Origin of the sequence: Anabaena sp. WFMT, from assembly GCF_051781005.1 — a bacterium.
Taxonomy (GTDB): Bacteria; Cyanobacteriota; Cyanobacteriia; order Cyanobacteriales; family Nostocaceae; genus Anabaena.
This window is the reverse complement of sequence record NZ_JBPWOA010000058.1, coordinates 17,895-37,295: the sequence shown is the minus strand read 5'-3', so window position 1 is coordinate 37,295 and position 19,401 is coordinate 17,895. Positions and strand designations below refer to the sequence as shown.

The 19,401-nt window shown below is 42.3% G+C and carries 16 protein-coding genes and 13 tRNA genes; 9 read left to right on the top strand and 20 right to left on the bottom strand.

Features of this window, described 5'->3' with window-relative positions:
- The 5 genes from ACSQ6I_RS28185 to ACSQ6I_RS28165 all read left to right on the top strand — a co-directional run.
- On the top strand, positions 1-577 hold a 577-nt coding region (locus tag ACSQ6I_RS28185; protein ID WP_438893448.1), incomplete at its 5' end, for a DUF4114 domain-containing protein.
- A gap of 784 nt (positions 578-1,361) precedes the next feature.
- Complete coding sequence (locus ACSQ6I_RS28180; RefSeq protein ID WP_438893447.1) at positions 1,362-1,913, top strand: tyrosine-type recombinase/integrase; 552 nt, start codon at positions 1,362-1,364, stop codon at positions 1,911-1,913.
- A 103-nt stretch (positions 1,914-2,016) separates the two neighbouring features.
- Complete coding sequence (locus ACSQ6I_RS28175; RefSeq protein ID WP_438893446.1) at positions 2,017-2,289, top strand: type II toxin-antitoxin system RelE/ParE family toxin; 273 nt, start codon at positions 2,017-2,019, stop codon at positions 2,287-2,289.
- Between the two features lie 154 nt (positions 2,290-2,443).
- Complete coding sequence (locus ACSQ6I_RS28170; protein ID WP_438893445.1) at positions 2,444-3,328, top strand: TIGR02587 family membrane protein; 885 nt, start codon at positions 2,444-2,446, stop codon at positions 3,326-3,328.
- Complete coding sequence (locus ACSQ6I_RS28165) at positions 3,325-3,723, top strand: TIGR02588 family protein (RefSeq protein WP_438893444.1); 399 nt, start codon at positions 3,325-3,327, stop codon at positions 3,721-3,723. The genes ACSQ6I_RS28170 and ACSQ6I_RS28165 overlap by 4 nt, the downstream gene beginning before the upstream one ends.
- Before the next feature lie 113 nt (positions 3,724-3,836).
- On the opposite strand, the gene ACSQ6I_RS28160 is transcribed toward ACSQ6I_RS28165, so the two are convergent.
- The 3 genes from ACSQ6I_RS28160 to ACSQ6I_RS28150 form a co-directional block, all read right to left on the bottom strand.
- Positions 3,837-5,666 (bottom strand): ABC transporter ATP-binding protein, encoded by a 1,830-nt coding sequence (locus tag ACSQ6I_RS28160; protein WP_438893443.1) that lies wholly within the window; start codon positions 5,664-5,666, stop codon positions 3,837-3,839.
- Between the two features lie 230 nt (positions 5,667-5,896).
- A complete protein-coding gene (locus ACSQ6I_RS28155) occupies positions 5,897-7,552 on the bottom strand; it encodes a relaxase/mobilization nuclease domain-containing protein (RefSeq protein ID WP_438893442.1) in 1,656 nt (551 codons plus the stop codon).
- A gap of 10 nt (positions 7,553-7,562) precedes the next feature.
- Positions 7,563-7,985, bottom strand: a complete 423-nt coding sequence (locus tag ACSQ6I_RS28150; protein ID WP_438893441.1) for a plasmid mobilization protein — start codon at positions 7,983-7,985, stop codon at positions 7,563-7,565.
- A 575-nt stretch (positions 7,986-8,560) separates the two neighbouring features.
- Between ACSQ6I_RS28150 and ACSQ6I_RS28145 the strand changes: the two genes are divergently transcribed.
- The 3 genes from ACSQ6I_RS28145 to ACSQ6I_RS28135 are packed head-to-tail and all read left to right on the top strand — an operon-like array spanning position 8,561 to position 10,772.
- Positions 8,561-9,064 (top strand): hypothetical protein, encoded by a 504-nt coding sequence (locus ACSQ6I_RS28145; RefSeq protein WP_438893440.1) that lies wholly within the window; start codon positions 8,561-8,563, stop codon positions 9,062-9,064.
- A gap of 9 nt (positions 9,065-9,073) precedes the next feature.
- Complete coding sequence (locus ACSQ6I_RS28140; protein ID WP_438893439.1) at positions 9,074-9,994, top strand: hypothetical protein; 921 nt, start codon at positions 9,074-9,076, stop codon at positions 9,992-9,994.
- Positions 9,987-10,772 carry a hypothetical protein gene (locus ACSQ6I_RS28135; RefSeq protein ID WP_438893438.1) on the top strand — a complete coding sequence of 262 codons (786 nt, stop codon included), beginning with the start codon at positions 9,987-9,989 and terminating at the stop codon, positions 10,770-10,772. The genes ACSQ6I_RS28140 and ACSQ6I_RS28135 overlap by 8 nt, the downstream gene beginning before the upstream one ends.
- Positions 10,773-10,849: 77 nt before the next feature.
- Here the strand turns inward: ACSQ6I_RS28135 and ACSQ6I_RS28130 are convergent.
- The 16 genes from ACSQ6I_RS28130 to ACSQ6I_RS28055 all read right to left on the bottom strand — a co-directional run bounded on the left by ACSQ6I_RS28130 (position 10,850) and on the right by ACSQ6I_RS28055 (position 18,163).
- Positions 10,850-10,932: transfer RNA gene (locus ACSQ6I_RS28130), tRNA-Ser, on the bottom strand.
- Positions 10,933-11,014: 82 nt separating this feature from the next.
- Positions 11,015-11,088 (bottom strand) — tRNA-Ala (locus ACSQ6I_RS28125).
- 6 nt (positions 11,089-11,094) lie between these two features.
- A tRNA-Arg gene (locus ACSQ6I_RS28120) sits at positions 11,095-11,167 on the bottom strand.
- 109 nt (positions 11,168-11,276) lie between these two features.
- Positions 11,277-11,350: transfer RNA gene (locus tag ACSQ6I_RS28115), tRNA-Gln, on the bottom strand.
- A gap of 5 nt (positions 11,351-11,355) precedes the next feature.
- Positions 11,356-11,430, bottom strand: a tRNA-Asn gene (locus ACSQ6I_RS28110).
- A gap of 9 nt (positions 11,431-11,439) precedes the next feature.
- Positions 11,440-11,513, bottom strand: a tRNA-Phe gene (locus tag ACSQ6I_RS28105).
- A 6-nt stretch (positions 11,514-11,519) separates the two neighbouring features.
- A tRNA-Ser gene (locus ACSQ6I_RS28100) sits at positions 11,520-11,607 on the bottom strand.
- A gap of 4 nt (positions 11,608-11,611) precedes the next feature.
- Positions 11,612-11,694: transfer RNA gene (locus tag ACSQ6I_RS28095), tRNA-Tyr, on the bottom strand.
- 7 nt (positions 11,695-11,701) lie between these two features.
- A tRNA-Glu gene (locus tag ACSQ6I_RS28090) sits at positions 11,702-11,778 on the bottom strand.
- 5 nt (positions 11,779-11,783) lie between these two features.
- A tRNA-Trp gene (locus tag ACSQ6I_RS28085) sits at positions 11,784-11,854 on the bottom strand.
- Between the two features lie 3 nt (positions 11,855-11,857).
- Positions 11,858-11,956: transfer RNA gene (locus ACSQ6I_RS28080), tRNA-Ile, on the bottom strand.
- Between the two features lie 5 nt (positions 11,957-11,961).
- Positions 11,962-12,037 (bottom strand) — tRNA-Cys (locus tag ACSQ6I_RS28075).
- Positions 12,038-12,122: 85 nt separating this feature from the next.
- Positions 12,123-12,197 (bottom strand) — tRNA-Asp (locus tag ACSQ6I_RS28070).
- A gap of 206 nt (positions 12,198-12,403) precedes the next feature.
- Positions 12,404-12,940 carry an HNH endonuclease gene (locus ACSQ6I_RS28065; RefSeq protein WP_438893437.1) on the bottom strand — a complete coding sequence of 179 codons (537 nt, stop codon included), beginning with the start codon at positions 12,938-12,940 and terminating at the stop codon, positions 12,404-12,406.
- A gap of 750 nt (positions 12,941-13,690) precedes the next feature.
- On the bottom strand, positions 13,691-17,026 hold the full coding sequence (locus tag ACSQ6I_RS28060) for a plasmid replication protein, CyRepA1 family (protein ID WP_438893436.1): 3,336 nt from the start codon (positions 17,024-17,026) through the stop codon (positions 13,691-13,693).
- Positions 17,027-17,860: 834 nt separating this feature from the next.
- Entirely contained in the window at positions 17,861-18,163 is a 303-nt protein-coding gene (locus ACSQ6I_RS28055) for a fertility inhibition FinO-like protein (RefSeq protein WP_438893435.1), read from the bottom strand.
- A gap of 202 nt (positions 18,164-18,365) precedes the next feature.
- On the opposite strand from ACSQ6I_RS28055, the gene ACSQ6I_RS28050 reads away from it, so the two are divergent.
- Positions 18,366-18,917 carry a PIN domain-containing protein gene (locus ACSQ6I_RS28050; RefSeq protein ID WP_438893434.1) on the top strand — a complete coding sequence of 184 codons (552 nt, stop codon included), beginning with the start codon at positions 18,366-18,368 and terminating at the stop codon, positions 18,915-18,917.
- 72 nt (positions 18,918-18,989) lie between these two features.
- Here the strand turns inward: ACSQ6I_RS28050 and ACSQ6I_RS28045 are convergent, their stop codons facing one another.
- Positions 18,990-19,331 (bottom strand): hypothetical protein, encoded by a 342-nt coding sequence (locus ACSQ6I_RS28045; protein WP_438893433.1) that lies wholly within the window; start codon positions 19,329-19,331, stop codon positions 18,990-18,992.
- Positions 19,332-19,401: the final 70 nt, after the last annotated feature.

Sequence of the window (19,401 nt, the reverse complement as noted above, 5' to 3'; positions counted from 1 at the left end):
TAGTCCTGGAAGTGGTCAGTTCAACGATGCAGTGGTGCAAATGCAACTGGGAACACCATCTGACAAACCCATAGGTACTGCCCTACGAGATCAGCAGGAAGGTGAGGTGCTGGACTTGCGTGGAATGACAGATATGCAAACGGCAACATTTACGGTTAACCGTGAAGCGGCATATAACAATTTTGTCGGTTTCTTCCGTGTGGCCGATGCTAAAGGTGGCATTGATACCAACGGCGATGGTATAGGAGATTTACAACCCGGACAAGCAGGTTATGGAGAAGCTGCGGTAAAGAACCGCGTCGGCGGTATTAACCTGAGTGTGGGAAACCAAGGTCAAGCAACCTTTACGGGTCAGTTTGAGGCTGGTTCAGTTTTTGCACCATTTCTCATTGTCAATGGGACACCAGATCAACTTCTTGATAATAACCCCGCAATTTACTTCCCGTACCTTGGTGCAAATTCGGACAAAGTAGACCATGTGCGGATGTTAGGAAACAATGTCTTCGGGTTTGAGGACTTGCCCAACGGCGGCGATAAAGATTTCAATGACATTATTGTTAGTGTGAAATTCAACTGATTTCTGGCTCTCAATACTATGACTCCAATTCTTAACTGACTCCATCTTGAACTGTCCAGTTCACTGGAGTGTCAAGGGGTTAGAGAAAAAAAACTGAAAATAACCGAAAAGTCCTTTATCAACTAACTTTGCGGCTATTTTCCCTACATAAATTGAAGTCAAGAAAAATTTTTGTTCCAGTCTCTTTACTCTCCAGTGAACTAGATATTTGAAGATTAACTGTAAGAACCTGCAATTATAGGCGTTGCTGAATCATGGGATGATTTCACCCAATTTAGAACGATTTTTCCATGGTTTCAACCGCCAATTCATCCCGCATTTATGCAACGCCCAATTATAAATCCCTAAACCTGCAATCATCCTTGTTTTCAGCCAGGATTATTTGCAAATATAATTTCACTTGAACCAGAATTAACTGCAACTGAACCTGCAATCATCCACTTCGACCAGAATGGCTAGACTATAGTTATAGTCCTGCTACCCGACCACAGTCTAGCCAGAAATTACGCAGGTGATATCAATTGTACTCCCGCAGCTAAATTAGCGATGGCGTACCCGCAGTCTGTGGGGTGATATCAATAAAACAAACTTACTATTATAAGTATCGCTTATGAAAAATCCCAAAAGCCTGATTCTGTCGTGGTGTGAATGATAAGTTGAAAAAAATCGCCGTCCTCTCTGCTGTCAGCCATCACGCAATCATAACCTTTCGTCCATGTAGTCAACGAAATCCAGTTTTCGTGTAGGCTGGTGTTATCCTTATAAATAAAGGGTTGTAACCGTCATGAAGGTAAACGGCAACGGACAAGCCAAAATCCTCAACTCGGATGAATTGAGGTTACTTTTTTCTAAAGGTTTTACCAATCCGCGCGATCGCGCTTTATTCGCCATTTGTCTCTATACTGGGTGTCGGGTGTCGGAAGCCCTAGGACTCCAGACGACTGATATCAAAGGCGGTACTTTAACCTTTAGAAAGTCTACCACTAAAGGGAAGTTGAAAACTCGCGTGGTTGATATCCAAGATGGTTTGGCAGAATTTTTGGCGGCACATACTCCTAAGCCAGGTCCAATGTTCCCCGGTAAGCGTGGGGTGACTGAAAGATTGACAAGATATGGCGCTGATAAGATTCTCCGCGAAGCTGCTAAACGGGTTGGGCTGGAAGGAGTTTCAACGCATTCTTTTAGGAGAACTGCATTAAATCAAATGTCGTCAGCTGGCATACCTCTGCGTCACATTCAAGAAATCTCTGGTCACAATGATTTGGGAAGTCTGCAACGTTATCTGGAGGTAAGCCCGGAACAACGCCGTAAGGCAGTTTCCGTTATTGGTTTTTAGATTTATTTTATTGTTAAAACAGGTACAGGCAGAAAATGTAATATTGCGTTGTTATGGCCAGATTACATGAAAAAATTAGGCTGGCGCGTGAGAGTCAAAAATAATGGAATATGTTTTATCTGTAGAGGCAACTAAGGATTTAGAAGATATTTTAGATTATTTTCTCCAACGTAATCTTGATGCGGGGGAAAGGTTTGTTAAGGAGTTTAATCATAAGTGTCGCAATATAGCAAGGTTTCCTAAAATCGGGCGTAGTTATGGAAATATGGATTCTGTATTAAGGGGTGTTCCCATTGATGGATATATTATTTTTTATCGGGTGTTTGAAATAGGCAGGCGATTGGTAAACTGCTGTTACTTTATAAATCTAATCTAACTTACCAAAAAGCAATTTCTTGTGTGTCTACCGGAGGAAATATATAACAATATATTTATAAAATAACGTAGGATAGATGTTTGAAATATATATTTCATGAGACATTTATAATAGATGAAAATATGAAAATTAAATAATGAGGGACATATTCTTAGTGACTAAAAAACATTATCAAAATACTTGGAGACAAGAAATAAATGATATTGTGCGTGGTACTTGTGGAGGTTTTTTATTTGGTATTCCACTAATATATACTATGGAAGTATGGTGGATTGGCTCTCTAGCAAAACCAAGATTGATTTTAATAGCGATTGCCTTAATGTTTATTGTAGTTTTTTTGCTCAATTATACAGAGGGTTTTCGTAAACGCAGAAATAACTGGCGAGTTGATGAAGCAGCGATAGATACTGTAGAGGCAATGGCAATTGGATTTGTTTGTTCTGCATTTATGTTGTGGTTATTGCAAGAAATTACGCCAGAAACCTCTCTGAAAGAAACCCTGGGTAAAGTTGTATTTGAAGGTGTACCATTTACGCTAGGTGTGGCATTAGCCAACCAGTTTCTCCAAGAAAGTAATCAAAATAATTCAATATCAATTACTCATAAAGGTAACGGTATCAGCAAACATAAGCAAAATGGTTTGCACGGCACATTGGCTGATTTAGGTGCCACTCTCATTGGTGCAATTGTGATTGGTTTTAATATTGCACCAACCGATGAAGTTCCTATGTTAGCAGCTGCTATTTCACCCCCTTGGTTATTGGCGTTAATGGCTGCATCTTTAGTGATTTCCTACGCTATTGTCTTTCAAGCTGGTTTTTCAGACCAACAAAAACGCAGACAGCAAAAAGGGATTTTTCAGAGGCCATTAAGTGAAACGACTATTTCTTATTTAGTATCTTTGCTAGCAAGTGCAGTGATGCTGTTATTTTTTCAGAAGGTAACTCTTGCAGACCCTTGGAGGATGTGGTTAGAGCATACCTTAGTCTTAGGATTACCTGCAACTATTGGTGGTGCAGCGGGTAGGTTAGCAATATGATGCAAACAGAACCAAAACCAGAACGTTCTTTAGCTGAGTGGGTAACATTTAGTATAGCTTTATTTATCCTAGCAATTATTATTAGCTTAGTCGGTTACATTTGGCTGAATGAGGAAGACAAACCTCCCATTTTATCAGTTACTAAAAAACAAATGATTCGCGAAATTGATGGGAAATTTTATGTTCCCTTTGAAATAGTTAATACTGGTGGTGAAACTGCTGAATCAGTGCAAATTATTGCTGAGTTACAAATTGCTGATAAAGTTGTTGAAACAGGAGAGCAACAAATTGATTTTTTGTCTGATGGCGAAAAGGAAGAAGGAGCATTTATATTTAGCCAAAATCCGCGTCAGGGGCAATTAACTGTGCGGGTTGCTAGCTATAAGTTGCCATAATCCAATTTCTGCACAGATGAGGTAATCATAACTAATCAACCGGACTTGATATAATTCAAGCAACTCTTAACTTCTAGGCGGCCTTTCTCAGCAGGCACGCGATTTCTCCGCGACTACTGATATCCGGCTGCTTGTAACAAAAACAACTTAGCATAACGTCCTCCTGTCTGTAATAATTCTTCGTGAGTTCCCAGTTCTACAACAACGCCATCTTCTATAACTGCGATTTTGTCAGCCATTCGTACCGTTGAGAAACGGTGGGAAATCAAAAGTACCATTTGATGTTGAGTAATAGCCCGAAAATGATTAAAAATCTCAAACTCAGCTTGGGCATCTATTGCCGATGTTGGTTCATCTAACACTAAGATATCTGCCTGCGATCGCATAAAAGCACGAGACAAGGCAATTTTCTGCCACTGTCCCCCAGAAAGTTCCTGCCCTCCCTTAAACCAACGACCAAGCTGGGTTTGAAAGTTTTCAGGTAATTGATCAATAAAGGATTCGGCCATGCCTTTTTGGGCGGCAGTTTGCCAGCGAGTTTTGTTTTCTAAATGTTCTATATCGCCTACGCCAATATTCTCACCCACAGTAAACTGATACCGGACAAAGTTTTGAAAAATCACACCAATGCGACGACGTAGTACATCCACATCCCATTCCTGCAAGTCCAAGCCATCTAATAAAATCCGCCCAGAGTCAGGGGTGTAGAGTCGGGTAAGTAGTTTGATTAAGGTGGTCTTGCCGGAACCGTTTTCACCGACAATTGCTAGTTTCTCTCCAGGTTGCAAATGCAGAGAAATGTTTCTCAATGCTGGCTGGGAACTGCCTGGATAAGTAAATGATACGTTCTCAAAACGAATACCATCTTGGGGATGAAAACCAGTGGTGGCATGACCTGAAGATGTTGGTACTTCTTCTTCCAGGAAATCGTAGAGATTCGATAAATAGAGGTTGTCCTCATACATCCCACCAATAGAAGTGAGGACATTGGCAAAAGTAGACTGTCCTTGGCGAAACACGGTGAGATACATGGTCATATCTCCCAAGGAAATCCTGCCTACCACTGTTTCCAAGACAATCCAAGCATAAGCTATGTAAAAAGCAGCAGTACTGACTAAACTCAGGAGATAACCCCACAGTCCTCGCCGTAGAGTTAAATCGCGGTCTTTTCCGTAGAGTTGAGCAAAGAGATTGTGGTAACGTCCTAGCAGCATCTCTCCCAGTTGGTAGAGTTTGACTTCTGTGGCAAAATCTTCTCTGGCTAAGAGGTTTTCTAAGTAATGCTGTTGACGAGTTTCTGGCGCACGCCAACTAAATAAGCGAAAGGCTTCTCCTGCAAACTTTGTTTCCGCAATAAATACGGGCATGGCTGCCACAATCAGCATTACTACTGCCCAAACTGAGAAATTTACTAGTAAAATACCGTAGGTGAGCAGGGAAAGGGCATTTTGTACCAAGCCAAAGGTGCGAGTGACTAGGGAAAGGGGACGGACGGAGGCTTCTCTGCGTGCATTGGTCAATTTGTCATAGAATTCTGAGTCTTCAAACTGTCGCAGATCTAGTGTTAATGCCTTTTCTAAGATGAGTACGTTCACCCGCTGTCCCAGTAGCGCCCGCAGTAAGGATTGGCAAATTATTATTCCCCGTTGGCTGCCTGCGAGTAAAATTATTGCGATCGCTTCTAATCCTACATACAATAAAGGTGCATAATCATTGACAAAACCATTGCTATTTGAATTAACAATAGAGGCAGATACTACTGCATCAACAATTAATTTACCAATGTAGGATATCGCTGCCGGTAAAAGACCAGCTACTAAAGTTAAACTAGCCAGCAGCATAGTCAGCGAGCGACTAGTAGTCCATACTAAGCTTATAGCCCGTCCACTATAGCGGAAAACCGTCAGTGATTGGCGTAGGAGATTTCTTTTTTTTATCTTCATTTAAAAGCAAGATTGGGCAAGACATTTTAGTTATATTTGTTGGCAAGTTGCTTTCTTAAGCATAAATGCTGACTGAAACTATATGTATCATCTTATGATTAAAGTCACACTAATTAATAAGTGGTATTTGAGTTCCAAAATAAACACACCATGTAGCTTTAAATTTCTGTATTTATGAACATAATTCTACTATAAGCATTAAGCAAAACAGTTAAAAGTTACGCTATTACCTACAAAAAAAATCCCTGACTTTGCATTCTTTCCTGCTGCCGTTCCTGCTTTATTTGCTCTTGCAACACCCGCTTTACTTCACTCCAACTGTGAATATCATCAAGCCGCACTTCACCTATATTCACTGGGGAATACTCTAGATTACCTTCTTGATTTCGACTGACAGCTACACGGAAAACCTCACCCCTATCATCATGGGTAAACACCAATTCCTGACCCTCTTTAACTAGGATTGTACGTTTAAATCTCAAGCTATTCTCACCATTTCCTCTGAGTAAGCGATTGATTAACTCCACACCAACAGGCACTGCTATCTCCAATAATTTATTGATTAACTCCTGCTTTTCTACTGACTTAAGTTCTATTTGAGGCTGTTCCGACTCCAGTTTATCTTGAGCAATTAACACCAGTTCTCTAGCCTCATCTTCAGTCCATCCGGCTGGGCTGACTCTGATAATCTCTGCAACCTCCACGACTGATCTATCATCTTTCAATGCCCTGACAGCGATTTCCTTATCCCTGTCTGTCACCAATTCCTGTTGCAGTCCAGCACTATACTTTTTGTAAAGCTCTACCGATTGCTTTTGGGTAAGCTGGGGTTTCAATTCTAGTTTATCTTCAAGTTTAGTAGTAATTATCTGGGAATTATCTATAAGTTTATTAGATAATAAATCGTCTATTACCTGCTGATTAAGTTGACCTACAGGAGCAGATTCCAACATCTCAGTTAGGCGTTTAATTTCCGGATCATCCCGTTTAGGGTCATAGCTTACCCCTAATTCGGTCTGTAATTTATTGAATGAACACTTATATTTATTGAGATTACCTCCCTGTTTCCAAAGCAGTTGGGGAGAATCATCGGCATTTACTGCACCTATATCAATTCCAAACTTGATACCCCTAACTCCACCATGATTGTAATAACTGACGATGGCTTTAACTTGATGCTCTGACCATAATCTCTCAATTAATTGTGGCATTGTGGGTTTATCTGCTGCTATTGCATCTATAGCCCGTCGCATTATTTCTTCCCCTGGGAGTCCATCAGTTTCCACCCGTTCTAGTTGATTACGGGTCATGGCTTTGCGTTTACTTTCCCAACTGCTTTGGACTGGTGTGAGGTGAAATTCTCGCTCTAGCAGTCGAGATGAATGTTCTGAGTAAGCGTAGTTATTCCAGGTGCGAATGGATTTCCCATCTAGGTTATTAACTCTGGATGCAACAATGTGGGTGTGGTCGTTTTTTTTGTCAGAATGTCGGGCTATGAAGAAGTCATAAGCTGGCAGTTCTGTTTCTATAAATTCATCAACTAGTTGGTTTAATTTGGTATCTGCTATCCTTTTATCAGGTTGTTTAACTTGGGATTCTTCACCTTTGAGCCGGGATAATACAATGACGTTGGCAAGATGACGCTGGGATAAATTAGCTAATTCTTCATCATTGAGGGTTCTATCAGTTTTGGGGACTGACAACATTAGATGGTAGCAGGGGTCTTTGAGTTGGGGGTTAAGATGGGCTGATAGGGTGAACTGTTCTACTAGTTCGTTGGTGGTTGAGCCGTACATATTGCCACCAATAATTGTGGCTTTTTCTTTCTCTAGGACGTATTTGGTTGTCCCCCGAAATGATTTATTAGCTTTAACTTTGGTAATCATTTCGTTGCCTCTACTCTATCAGTTGGGTGAGTTGTCTGTGAGTTTTTTCTAATAGTTCTGCTAGTTCTTTCAGGGTTTGGAGATACTCTTTGGCTTCTTTATTTAGTGGTTGATAACCAACTTTGACTGCTTCGTTTATAGCTTTAGTCTGTTGATTGATGTTGTTGCCAATTTTCTTGAGTTCGTAGATACATTGTCTGTTAACTTCTGGGATAATTGACTTAGAACGTGGTAGGGAATAATCGAATAATCTAGCTCTAATATAATCGCTTTGCACTACTCCAATGCACCGTTGTTCTAGTCTCGCTTTCTCGTCATTGCTCACCCTAAATGTAACAGTTATCTCTCGCTTTACTTCCGGCTGTACTGAGTGATTACTTAGTACATTTGCTAGTTGATTACTTAATGCTGTACGGGGGTCTGTTTGTGTCATAAACAACTTATTGATTGTACGACAATGGGGGCTTGGGGGACACCCCCAACAAGCAATTCACGCCTCTATTCGGCGGCGGGTGTAGGAGGTACAAGTACGGGTATCTGTGGCATGACCAGCACGTAGGGTAAAAACCAAAGTGTGTAATGCTTTCACCACTGGGGCTACAGCACTAATTAATTGTTTTTTTCATATTTTCTTGACACTATCTACTCTAGTTTACCTCACAAATTCATCAACTCTTGCTTGATTATCTACCTTGCATCTACAAGTATCTACACCATCAATTTTATAGGTTTTGTTTATAGGTTTTGGCACCATCAAACTTATGGGTTATGAGGTTGGGTGTAACCTGGTGTTTTGGTTGATGAATTTGACCTATAAACCCCTGGTTAATTCTCGTATTTGCATCTACAAGTATCTGCACCATCAAATTTAAGGTTCTGGCACAATCAAACTTATAGCTTCTAATCTAAGGTGTCACTTGCTGCTTTATTGATAAATTTATCAATTAAATTTGGTTGATGAAATGGCGGGTAATTCTTCTAAAATAAAGAAAATTATCGCTACTAATTATGTCCCGCAAACCCAAGGCTGTTCCTTTATCTAAACTAGACGACATTCAAGCTAGTCTCAAGCAAAAGGCTACTACTCCTAAAACTATTACTGTGGAGGAGTTGGTTAAAAGTTTGGCTAAACCTATCCAAGATATGTTGGATGCTGGCTACTCCTATGAGGATGTCTCTGACGTTTTTAAGGGACATGGTGTAGAATTAGCTGCAAGTGGCATTAAGAGTTTCCACAAAAAAGCTATAACAACAACTACTACTGCTACTGACAATCAAGGTTCTGAATCATCGACTGATTCTAACTCTGACTCAACTGCAACTGTTTCTAATTCAACTGTTACTGGTAATGGTGTTCCTGCTGTAGAGGCAGATACTTCACTACCTGATGCTGTTGAACAATCTGAAAAATCTCAAATATCAACTTCTACAACATCTCCAAAAACAACGTCAAAGAAAGGGGCAGCAAAAACTCATTCTCAGTTCAATGTCACTGATAGGAGTAGCGTCTAGGAGTAATGTATGAAACGGATTGTGATGATTTTAGGGGGCAAGGGAGGAACGGGTAAAACTGCGTTCACTCGCTTGCTTCTTGATGTTCTACACTCTCAAGGTATCAGCTATCTCGGCTATGATGCTGATACTGAAAATCCTGAGTTGTTTGAGTATTATCAAGATTTTGGCTCTGGTGTTAGGCTACTAAATTTTATTGAGGTGGCTGAAGCAAAGCGGTTTTTTACGGAAATTAAGGCTGCTTCTCCTGATGTTATTGTTGTGGATATGCCGGGGGCTTCTAGTAATAAGACTAGGGAGATTATCAGTAAGTTTGGGCTGTTTAAGATTGCTGGTGATTTGGGTTATCGGGTGTCTCTGGTGACGGTGCTGAATCTAGGATATTCGGTGATTACTAGCTTGAAGGCTATGGTTGAGTTCTGTGGTAATCAAGCTGATTATGTGGTGGTGAAGAATCTCTGCTGGGATAAGGGTTTGGGTTTTCAGCGGTGGGAGAATAGTAAAACTAGAGTTGCTATATCGGAGTTGCAAGGTGTAGAGATTGAGTTGCCTGAGCTTGAGTATTCAACTTTTGATATGTTGATTGAGAAGGGTTTACCTTTCTCTGCTGCTACTGAGGAGAATGGTTTTCCATTTGGTGATTATCTGCTGGTAAGTGGGTTTTTAGACCAGGCTAAACCGGAACTGGATAAGGCTGCTGTTTATTTGGGGTTGCATCAATTAGAAACAAATCAATTTGCGGTGAGTCGGTCTTTATCGGCATCATCGGCAGATAGCAATAAATCTGCGGTGAATGAATCATCATCAGCAGAGGTTAATCAAGCTGTATCTTCGAGTAGGAGTGCGAGTGCTGCCAATAAATCAGAAGTAAATAAGTCAGAAGTAACTGAAAATAAAGCTCGTCGGGGGAGAAAAAAAGCCGATGAATAATAACAATAATAAACGCAATAGGGGCAATACCAATAGCAGTCATAACGATATCGGTAATACCAATAACAGCAATAGCGATATCTCTACTGCTTCCAGTTCTCTCTCTTTGGGAATAAATGAATTGGGGGAGGTGAAGACGGCATTGGGTAGGTTATATAAAGAATTTGAAAGTTTTAAGTTATCACAAAGGGCTGAAAGGGAAAAAGATAGGGCGGAGTTACAAGCATGGGCGCAAACGAATTTAATCCAGAATCAACTCCTGAGTCAAGCTATGGCGACTATCGAGTTGTTGACTCAGGAATTGAAGAATCAGGGAGTCTCTTGGCACGAGTACGAGCGGAGCAATGCCGATTTGAGGCAGGAATTAACTCTCTTGCTGTCACAGTTTCAGAATACGCCCAAGTCCTCGCCGACGTTAGAAAGTTTAGAGTTGAAAGGGCTAAAGAGCGAGATATCAGATTTGAAGGGAAGGTGGACGGAATTGGTCAATCATACGAACAAGTTGACTACGGCTATTCAGAAGTTAGAGAAGTCTCCTCTCAGAACCAAAACGATAGAGAAGGAGGTTTTTCCCTTTGATTATCAGGTTCAAAGTTATGTGCTAATGTTTGGTACTACTTTTTTTACTTTAGCTTTTTTTGTGATAGCTAATCAATTTATTCCCATGAGGATGTCTCCTGAGATAAAAAGTTATTTATCGGAGATTTGGGAAAGGACTGGTTGGACTAATACTAAGTTAGAGCGGGTTGAAAAAAAGTTGGGTACTGAACCTAAATAAATCCACCAGGGAGGTACTGCCCCTCCTGTATCTGTGTTATCAGCACAGCGCCTCACTTTTCGGCTTCTGGTGGAAGGCGGAAGATGGAGGAATCGAACCCCTACAGTTGCCTATACCCCGGTTTTCAAGACCGGTTGCCGACCATTTAGCGGCATCTTCCCTAAAGAGGTGTCTGATGGGACTTAAACCCGTGATGACTGGTTCAACAAACCAACGCCAACCCATGACTTCAGACACCACAGTGGAATCAAGGGGATTTGAACCCCTAACCTTCCGTGTGCAAGACGGATGCTCTAGCCAGTTGAGCTATGACCCCATACAGCAGGAGTGGTAGGACTTGAACCTACATCAGTCGCTTTAGAAGAGCGATGCCTTATCCATTAGGCGACACTCCCATAAATTGGTAGCCCTGACAGGATTTGTAGCTTGCTTCTGCGAAGCAGTACCTGTACACAGACTGTTTTTGGGACAGCCGCCCTGACCATTGGGCTACAGGAGTATAAGCTGGGAAGGAAGGAATCGAACCTTCAAACTTCGCATTCAAAGTGCGACGGCTTTGCCTGTTTGCCTACTTCCCAATAAATGGCTGCCCCAGTAGGACTCGAACCTACAACCCCGGCGTTAACAGCGCCTTGCTCTGCCATTGAGCTATGGGGCAATGTGCCAGTCCCCCAGATCCGGATTGAACGGATGACCTCCTGTTCTTCAAACAGGCGCTACTACCAACTGAGCTACCAGGGGATAAGGCGGAGAGAGAGGGAGTCGAACCCACAGTGAAATGTTGAATTTCACGACTGTTTAGCAAACAGCTTGCCCTGCCAATGGCAATCTCTCCATAGTGGGTCGGGCTGGAATTGAACCAGCAACACTCTTTCGCGGCGGTTTTACAGACCGTTACCTACACCAATAGGCGAGCCGACCCATAAATTTGGTAGTGCAGACGGGACTTGAACCCGCTAATTACACGCTTGAAAGACGTGCCGCTCGGCCACTTCGCTTCTGCACCATCAACGCACAGACAAGGATTTGAACCATGACCAAAGGTTTTGGAGACCCTTATGCTTCCGTTACACCATCTGTGCATTTGGTCGCAGCGGTGGGAGTTGTTCGCGTAGCGTCTCCGAAGGAGATACCCACATACTCCCGGTTATGAGCCGAGTACCTTACCGTTAGGTGACGCTGCAATGTTTGGAGTCCGAGGTGGGATTTGAACCCACGATGATTAGTTTTGCAGACCAACGCCCTTACCACTTGGCTACTCGGACACATTTGCAAGCCTTGACGGGAGTTGCACCCGCTTCTCTTTGACTGAGAATCAAAGCGACTTATCTATTCGTCCACAAGGCTACACGGGGATGACGAGACTCGAACTCGCGGCTTCCTGTTCGACAGACAGGCACTCTTAACCAACTGAGTTACACCCCCACGTTGGGTGGCAATTATTTAGTTTTCATGGTTCAGAGGTGTTAGCACTTTGCCTTTGGTGGAGGCTCTTTTTGCTTTACTACATTTATACTACATTAGATACTACAGAGTTGTCAAGGGCATACTACAAATTTTTTTTCAGAAATGAGAGGGCGGTGTGATTGAATCGCTGTATTGCCCTCTCTGAATGGGTTTAAGGGAATGAATTACTCTTTCTCCGTTAGGCGTTGTGCGTTCCAAAACTGTTCGGCAAATGCAACTGCTGGGTGAATTGGGGCTTTGGGTTTGGTTTTAAGTACCATTCCTGCTTCATAAAGTAGGCGATGGCTTTTTATTGAATTGCACTTGTCACACGCCGTTACAACGTTGTCCCATGTATGCTGTCCACCTTTGGAACGAGGTATTACATGATCAAGGGTTAAACGTTTTGTACTACCACAGTATTGACAGGTGTGGTTGTCTCGCTTCAAAACCTCTCGACGGTTTACGGGTGGTATTTTCCAATGCCGTTCAGGATTACCAACAGTCAAGCGGATGTGTTCAGGTACTTGTAGTACAACACTGGGAGAACGAATTTCCCATTGCTTTGTAGTATCAAAGTTCAATGATTCTGCTTGACCTGTAACTAACAGCACGATTGCACGCTTAATGTTGATGCGTGATAGTGGTAGGTAGTTTTTAGAGAACACCACAACTGAATTTTGTAGTATGTGCGTTTGCTGAAAAGGTGGTTGAGCTTCCATTAGTTAATTCACTCCTAAAAAATAACCCCCGCCTCTGGTGAACAAAAGCGGGGGTCTGTTTGTTGATACTTTTTTCCCTATTTCGGTGCTATGAAACATTTGCACCCCCCGCTTTGAATTAGTTGATCTGGATTCAGCCAAGAGGCTAACGCGCCAAAAATCCCCAGGCTTATAGATTTATCGCCGATTAACAGATACATTCCCTCAAACGCCAACAGTGCATAGACTCTAGCTGTTTCTCGCAACGAAACTGCTCTGCCTGAACCCCGATAGGGTCGGCAATGCACCACGCTACTAATTGTTGAAGAGAATCTGCTGCTCATTGAATTTTTGTAGTATTTGTAATCAAGATTATTTCAATAATACATTTGTAGTATTTATTTGTCTACTACAAATTTTAGAAGTATAAAATTACACGTTTATTGTTAAGACTCACATCAAGGTACAAAAATAACGTTTGCTCCCGCGTGCCGTCAGGCATCCCCCTCGAGGCGCAGAGGTCACGAAAAATGGGCGTTTGAGAAAGATTTTGCGTAAGTCCTGATTTTTGCTAAGGAGACTCCATGTGGAACATAGCGAAATACGTGGAGCGTCAAACAAAGTTGAACTACAAAATGAGGTGATAGTCTTCACCTATTTAAAATTTGGGAAACGTTTGGTTAGTTAGTTTGTGTCCTGGTGTCCAGGGTTAATGAGTTCAGGTTTCATGTGTCCAAGGTTATTGTGTCCTGGTGTCCATAACTCATGTATTTATCTCTTATTATTAGGGGTGGACACAGAATTAACATCCACCACATTTTCCGTGGTGGACGCACTCATGGCTTCATCTCGTTGTAGCCACCCTGAGAAAATAATTTCCCGTTCATCTTGGGGTGGGACAAACTTGTAAACCCGTTCCCGGTGTCCTCTTGCTCCAAACCTGCCAATATAAGACAGCTTCATCCCCAACTTTTTCAGGAACTTCTGGCAGATAGCGATCGCACTATCCTTTTCAGAAATAGAAACCCCCAGGTAGTTTTTAATCACCTGCTTATGTTCCACAGCCAGCGATCGCAATTTCTGCAACTCCACATCAGAACTGCGAAACTCCACATCAGCATTAAACAACTGCGAAATCTTCAATTCCTCCAACAACATCACCGCAGGTAGTATCTGCCCTCGGTTAAAATCAGGCTTCCAAACCGCATTATTACCCTTCTCAGCCTGCGCTTTAGCTCTCTTAGCATCACGTCCTACCAAGAATTGCCGTCCCAGGCTCAAATAATAATGTAAACGCAACTGTGGATACCAGCCAGCATCATCTTTACCTACCAGTTCCGGTGTCACGTCCACCCCATAACGTTCGGCTAACTTTGCCTTACGTTCTTGTTGACGTTCACTCTTAGTCTTAGCTCGTTTCTCTTGTAACTTATCGAATTCCGCTTTGGTAAGTGTCTGAGATGAAGCCACTTCTTCACACTCAATTGTTTGTAATTCATTAACAGCAGTTTTTACTTCATTCACTATCTGCTCATTTACAACCGAGTTCAACACCTGCTCAGTTGCAACTGAGTTCAACTCAGAATTGTCAAGAAATGTACATTCATCAGCCATTAGTGCTTGTTTATGACGTGCTGCCAATGCTAATGACTCAGAAGCATCAAGAATTGTATAGCCATCATCTGCCAAACCCTGTAGCACAGCATTACGGTAACATTTCATTTGGGCATTAATCAAACAAGCCCGCTTTGCCCAACTTTGGAGAGATTCAGGCTGGAAATTTTCATCTATATAGCTGTAATCAGTATTATCTGCTGCCGACAACAGAGCAATATTCGCCCGTGTCATCGCGTGTTGACTAGCTAACAGTACGCCCATCGAGGTAGAGCCATTACCAATTACTCCTAGACCCCATTCTCGCACCCAGATATGGCGGTCAACTGTTTCTCGCAGTCGTGCCAGCATCTGCCGCACCGAATTAACCGGCTGTATCCCCTGAAAAATGCCCCAAACTGCTGAAAAATGGGACTTAATATCAATAGATACCCCAGTTTCTAGGCTAGGAGAAGTGATAACCAAATCATATTCCGTGAGAATTTCGTTGAGGTGAGCAATACACCCATAAGCAGGGTGATTGGGGTCTTTCACTGTTTCACCGTCAATTCGCAAAATGCGTAAGTGCGGGAATTTGCTTTGGTAGCGTTTTTCTAAAGCCTGTGTCCCCCATTTTGAGGTCATTTTCTGGGCAGAACAGCACAACAAATGATGCCCACCTTTAGCAATAGCCAAATCTAGTGCCGCAATTAAATTTCTGGGGTCTTTACCTTGGTAGTTATAGCAGTTGCCAGATTCAAGCTGGTAGTCATTGACAATCACAAATGGTTTAACATGAATTCCTCCAGCCAAGGAGAGAATATAATTGACATCCGCATCACTGATATCCGCAGAGGACAGATAAATTTTCCCCTGTGGGCTGCTGAGGACGTTTTGAACTAATTGTTTAAGGTTGTTGAGGACAGAGACACGGCGTTTAGCTACTTCAGTGTCGGAGTTTAACAAATGCCAGAATACCTGGTCGGCTTCGTCGATGATCACGATATCATTAGACCAGTCGTTGGGATTAAATTTGGCTTGGCTATTGCCATGTAGGGAGTCAATACAAACTCCGTAACCAAGTAAGTTCCCTGTTTCTGAATCGTGAATTTCTGTGACGTAGTTAACGCCAAAACGATTGCACAGGGCTTCACCTAATTGAATGCGGTGGGTTATGACCAAAACCCTCTGCCCACTTTCGTGTGCCTTGGCGACTTCCAAGGTGAGCGATTCGGTTTTACCTGTGCCTTTGGGGGCTTTGAGGATGATGAGTTTTTCACTGGCGGGAATGAGAATTTCTCCCAAAAATCTTTGATTGAGTGCGATCGCACTAGGGTAAGTTAGCAAGGTAGACAGCCGAATTTGCCACATCTCTAGCACTTCGGCTGTGTTATATAAAGCGTGAAATGCGTCTTCACCTTTGGCAGCGATGAAATCATCAACTCCTTTCAGGCTGAGGGTCTGACGTGAGGGAAGACGCTCTGGGGTTGAATCAGAAGCTGTTGATATAGAGTTTTGTTGAGTTGAATCAAAAGCTACTGATATAGAGTTTTGTTGGGATAGAGAAAATCCTTTTGCTATAGAGGTTTGTTCGGTTGAAGCAAAAGCTGATGTAATAGAGGTCTGCTGATTTGAAGAGAAAAATTCTTCTCCTCCTACTCCCCTGCACCCCTGCGCCCCTGCTCCTCTCCCCCCCTGCGCCCCATCATCTTGAGGTAAATCTATCACCTTAACTTCACAGCTTGCACCAATGAGTAAGCTGCCCATACGGTTAATAGCAGTTCTTACCCGTTGGCGAGTTTCTGCTTTGCTGTCATTGTCGAAACAAATATTTATTTGTCTACCAGGTGTAGCAAAGTGTTGGATTTCAGGAATCAGGTAGGGCTTACCAATGGTGTTACCATATTCATCTTTGGAGGTGCGGTAGCCATTGTTGACTCCAGGGATAGCGATCGCTGCATAACCAGCAGTTAATAACGCAGCTGCTTTCTTAACACCTTCACAGATGATTAACGGGACGTTATGCCGCCAAACCCAATACCAGAAGCCACGGGGATCAAGTCTATCTTCTTCTGTAATGGCTATACCGCAGCGGTCTGAGATTTTTGCCCAAATTTTATATGGGACGTACAGGAAGAATGCCCTAGTTGCTTCTTTATAGGGATGTTCGTATTTAATTATTTTGTGAATTTTTTGTTTGTCACGTCGGGGCTGGTTGGGTTTTAAGCACCCCCATAGCATTTGCTCGTAGTTGTTTAAAGGGTCTACGCCGTTACACCACCAACCTCCGTGTTCGATGTGGCGATATTTTCTTAAGTCCCCATCCCGTAAGCGTCCGTCGTTGCGACGGGAGATTTGGGAGCTATAGAGCAAATATTCGTAGGGTGTGAGTCCCCAAAGCGATCGCAAGTTGAGTCCAATGATTTCTGGATCAATGGCGCTTTCTAACCATTCGTCCCTATGAGCCGGATCTATTTCTGGTGTGGAGATGAAAAGTTGTTGTTCTGTTAACACGGTAGATTCCTCTTGATACTTGGTTGTTCTCGGTATCAGAGGGGGCTATTCGTGCTGCTTTTACATATTTACAAGATTTGCTGCGTTTCTTAATGCTGGTTACTTGGATGAGGAATCAAGAATCTTGGGACTTACACAGGTTGTCTAAAAATCTGGGGGTTTGGGCAGATGGGGGAGACAAGAAAGAGACTCATTCAATAATTTCTCCTTGTCAGCTTGCATTTCACACTCTATCTCTTTTTCCAGATACCGTGAACTGTAAGGGGTAGCAGGGAGATGAAAATGCTAAAACTATTACTACACAATACTTCCAGACTCTATCTCCTGTTTTAATCAATCATATTGCTGGGTCAGTCCTGAGTTTGATTCATTTTTTTTCCAAAATATTCCAGTTGGAAGGCTTGAAATGTTGCAGCTATCTATATAATAGAAAGCAACGTGAAAGAATCTCAAGAAAGCCAATTGGTGGAGAATCGGTCGCCAAACTAATACCCACTTCTTTGGTATTTCCGAGATTTGCCCCGCTCTAATACATTGAGCAAAGCTAGAATCGGCAACTTAATGATGGGACAAAGCGTGTACTACAAGTATGTGTTTTGTCCTCTTGCCGTTTTATAGTTTTTATCTCTTCACCTATATCTTCATCTCCATTACTCGCTTCATTTACGTATTAGCCAGATCATACAGAAGTTTTGCACCGATGCACTCTAACATTTGTTTGATTTTTAACTTTTAATGTTGCTACATCTGTTGATAGTGGTTCATGAGGTACTCAAGCCGACTGGTGAAACCCTTGTGTAAGCTGTGATTATCCATCTGTGGCAAAACTTTTGCTCAAGTAGCACTAGTCGCATCTGCGGCTGGTGTTTTTGGTTTTTTCTCAAAAGTCTGGATATTAGGCTCTAATAGCACAAAACCGTTATCGGTGGCTTCTCCCAACTTGCCAGCAATCGCTCCTACCCATTGAGGATAGTTAGCTTGGGCATCAGTCAGTTTCTTCCAAACTTTTGGCTTGACTGTGACGCTAATAATCCGACCATCGCAATCAACCTCGAACTGTTGCCAGCCGTTTTCTATGGTCGTGGCTTCTGGCAACTCACTAATTTTGATTGTTACTTCTAATTTTCCTGTAATCATAGTAATTCAGCAAAGTTTTTCTAGCCCAGTGCAGAGATTACCTAATCTCTACATACTTTGTCCCTTGATAAAAGGTGATTGTTAACTCTTAGACATTACATCAAAAAAAGATTAATGTATTTGTCCATCTGGCTAATTCTGCTCAATACTCCCAAACCGGCTCACAAATTCAAAAGAACCCCATCAAAAATTTAAATAAATAATGACTCAAGAAAAGACAACCAGCATCATTCATCTGTGCCTCGACCTCAATATTTGGTATTCTGCGCTGCTTGCTGACCGATTAGACAGGCAAGGCACAGTAACTCAATCTCTTGTGGAAATTGCCAAACAGGGTGTTTGTAGCCTGGGACAAGTGCAACTTGTTATATCTTGGGGGATGTTAAACCGTCTACGCCTAGCGTTGCAAAGGGATTCGAGTATTCCCCAGTCAGCCATCGACTTATACATTAGTGCTATTTGGGGATATGCCCAGCTTGGTCCAGCCTGTGGAGGTCCTCAATTATCCTTGGGTGGTACTGGCATTATTGCATTGCTTGACAGCGAAGACGCTCACGTTCTTGAAACTGCTTTGGCAGGTCGAGCAACAGTGCTAGTAACAGCTAATTTTGAAGATTTTATATCTAAAGATACAAATATTATTGTACCCAGACGGCACGCTATCCATTTTTCCCCTGCTCATGCTTTCCATATCGCTCATCCTTACCTGATGATGGAGTGGATACGGGCTGGACAAATTCCGTCTCTGGCATAAATTCCACAAACGAAAAAACAGGATCACCTCTCAACAATGTCATCTGGTTATCTTGTTATTTCCCAAAGCAAGTTAGCGAGTTAAAGCAACTGCGGCTTCAAGAATGTCGTCTTCAGTTTCGATTTGCTCCAGATTATCTACATTTAGATGAGAAATAATCTGCCGATTCGCCACCTTATATTGAGCGTGCAACAGGGTGCGTGTGATTTCTCTGGTTATTTCTTCAAAATCAGCAGGAGAGGCAAGTGCTTCAATTTGCCACAAAGCAGCACGCGCTTCTGGAGGAAGACAAACAAAAAACTTCAGAGCCATTCCGGCAATTTGGGAGGTTCGCCTTTGTTCCATCTTGGCTAGATGGGTAACACGGTTGGCTGTCTCTGTATCAATATGAGCAGATATTGTTTTTCCGGCCATATAATCCTTAACTTAAATAGCAATTTGATAGAAACTATAGTTTCTATAGAAATTATAGTTTCTATAGAAA

Excerpts from the sequence above, each read along its gene's own strand:
- ACSQ6I_RS28180 (WP_438893447.1), top strand. The coding sequence starts at position 1,362 with ATGAAGGTAAACGGCAACGGACAAGCCAAAATCCTCAACTCGGATGAA.
- ACSQ6I_RS28175 (WP_438893446.1), top strand. The coding sequence starts at position 2,017 with ATGGAATATGTTTTATCTGTAGAGGCAACTAAGGATTTAGAAGATATT.
- ACSQ6I_RS28165 (WP_438893444.1), top strand. The coding sequence starts at position 3,325 with ATGATGCAAACAGAACCAAAACCAGAACGTTCTTTAGCTGAGTGGGTA.
- ACSQ6I_RS28160 (WP_438893443.1), bottom strand. The coding sequence starts at position 5,666 with ATGAAGATAAAAAAAAGAAATCTCCTACGCCAATCACTGACGGTTTTC.
- ACSQ6I_RS28155 (WP_438893442.1), bottom strand. The coding sequence starts at position 7,552 with ATGATTACCAAAGTTAAAGCTAATAAATCATTTCGGGGGACAACCAAA.
- ACSQ6I_RS28150 (WP_438893441.1), bottom strand. The coding sequence starts at position 7,985 with ATGACACAAACAGACCCCCGTACAGCATTAAGTAATCAACTAGCAAAT.
- ACSQ6I_RS28145 (WP_438893440.1), top strand. The coding sequence starts at position 8,561 with ATGTCCCGCAAACCCAAGGCTGTTCCTTTATCTAAACTAGACGACATT.
- ACSQ6I_RS28140 (WP_438893439.1), top strand. The coding sequence starts at position 9,074 with ATGAAACGGATTGTGATGATTTTAGGGGGCAAGGGAGGAACGGGTAAA.
- ACSQ6I_RS28135 (WP_438893438.1), top strand. The coding sequence starts at position 9,987 with ATGAATAATAACAATAATAAACGCAATAGGGGCAATACCAATAGCAGT.
- ACSQ6I_RS28065 (WP_438893437.1), bottom strand. The coding sequence starts at position 12,940 with ATGGAAGCTCAACCACCTTTTCAGCAAACGCACATACTACAAAATTCA.
- ACSQ6I_RS28055 (WP_438893435.1), bottom strand. The coding sequence starts at position 18,163 with ATGATTACAGGAAAATTAGAAGTAACAATCAAAATTAGTGAGTTGCCA.
- ACSQ6I_RS28050 (WP_438893434.1), top strand. The coding sequence starts at position 18,366 with ATGACTCAAGAAAAGACAACCAGCATCATTCATCTGTGCCTCGACCTC.
- ACSQ6I_RS28045 (WP_438893433.1), bottom strand. The coding sequence starts at position 19,331 with ATGGCCGGAAAAACAATATCTGCTCATATTGATACAGAGACAGCCAAC.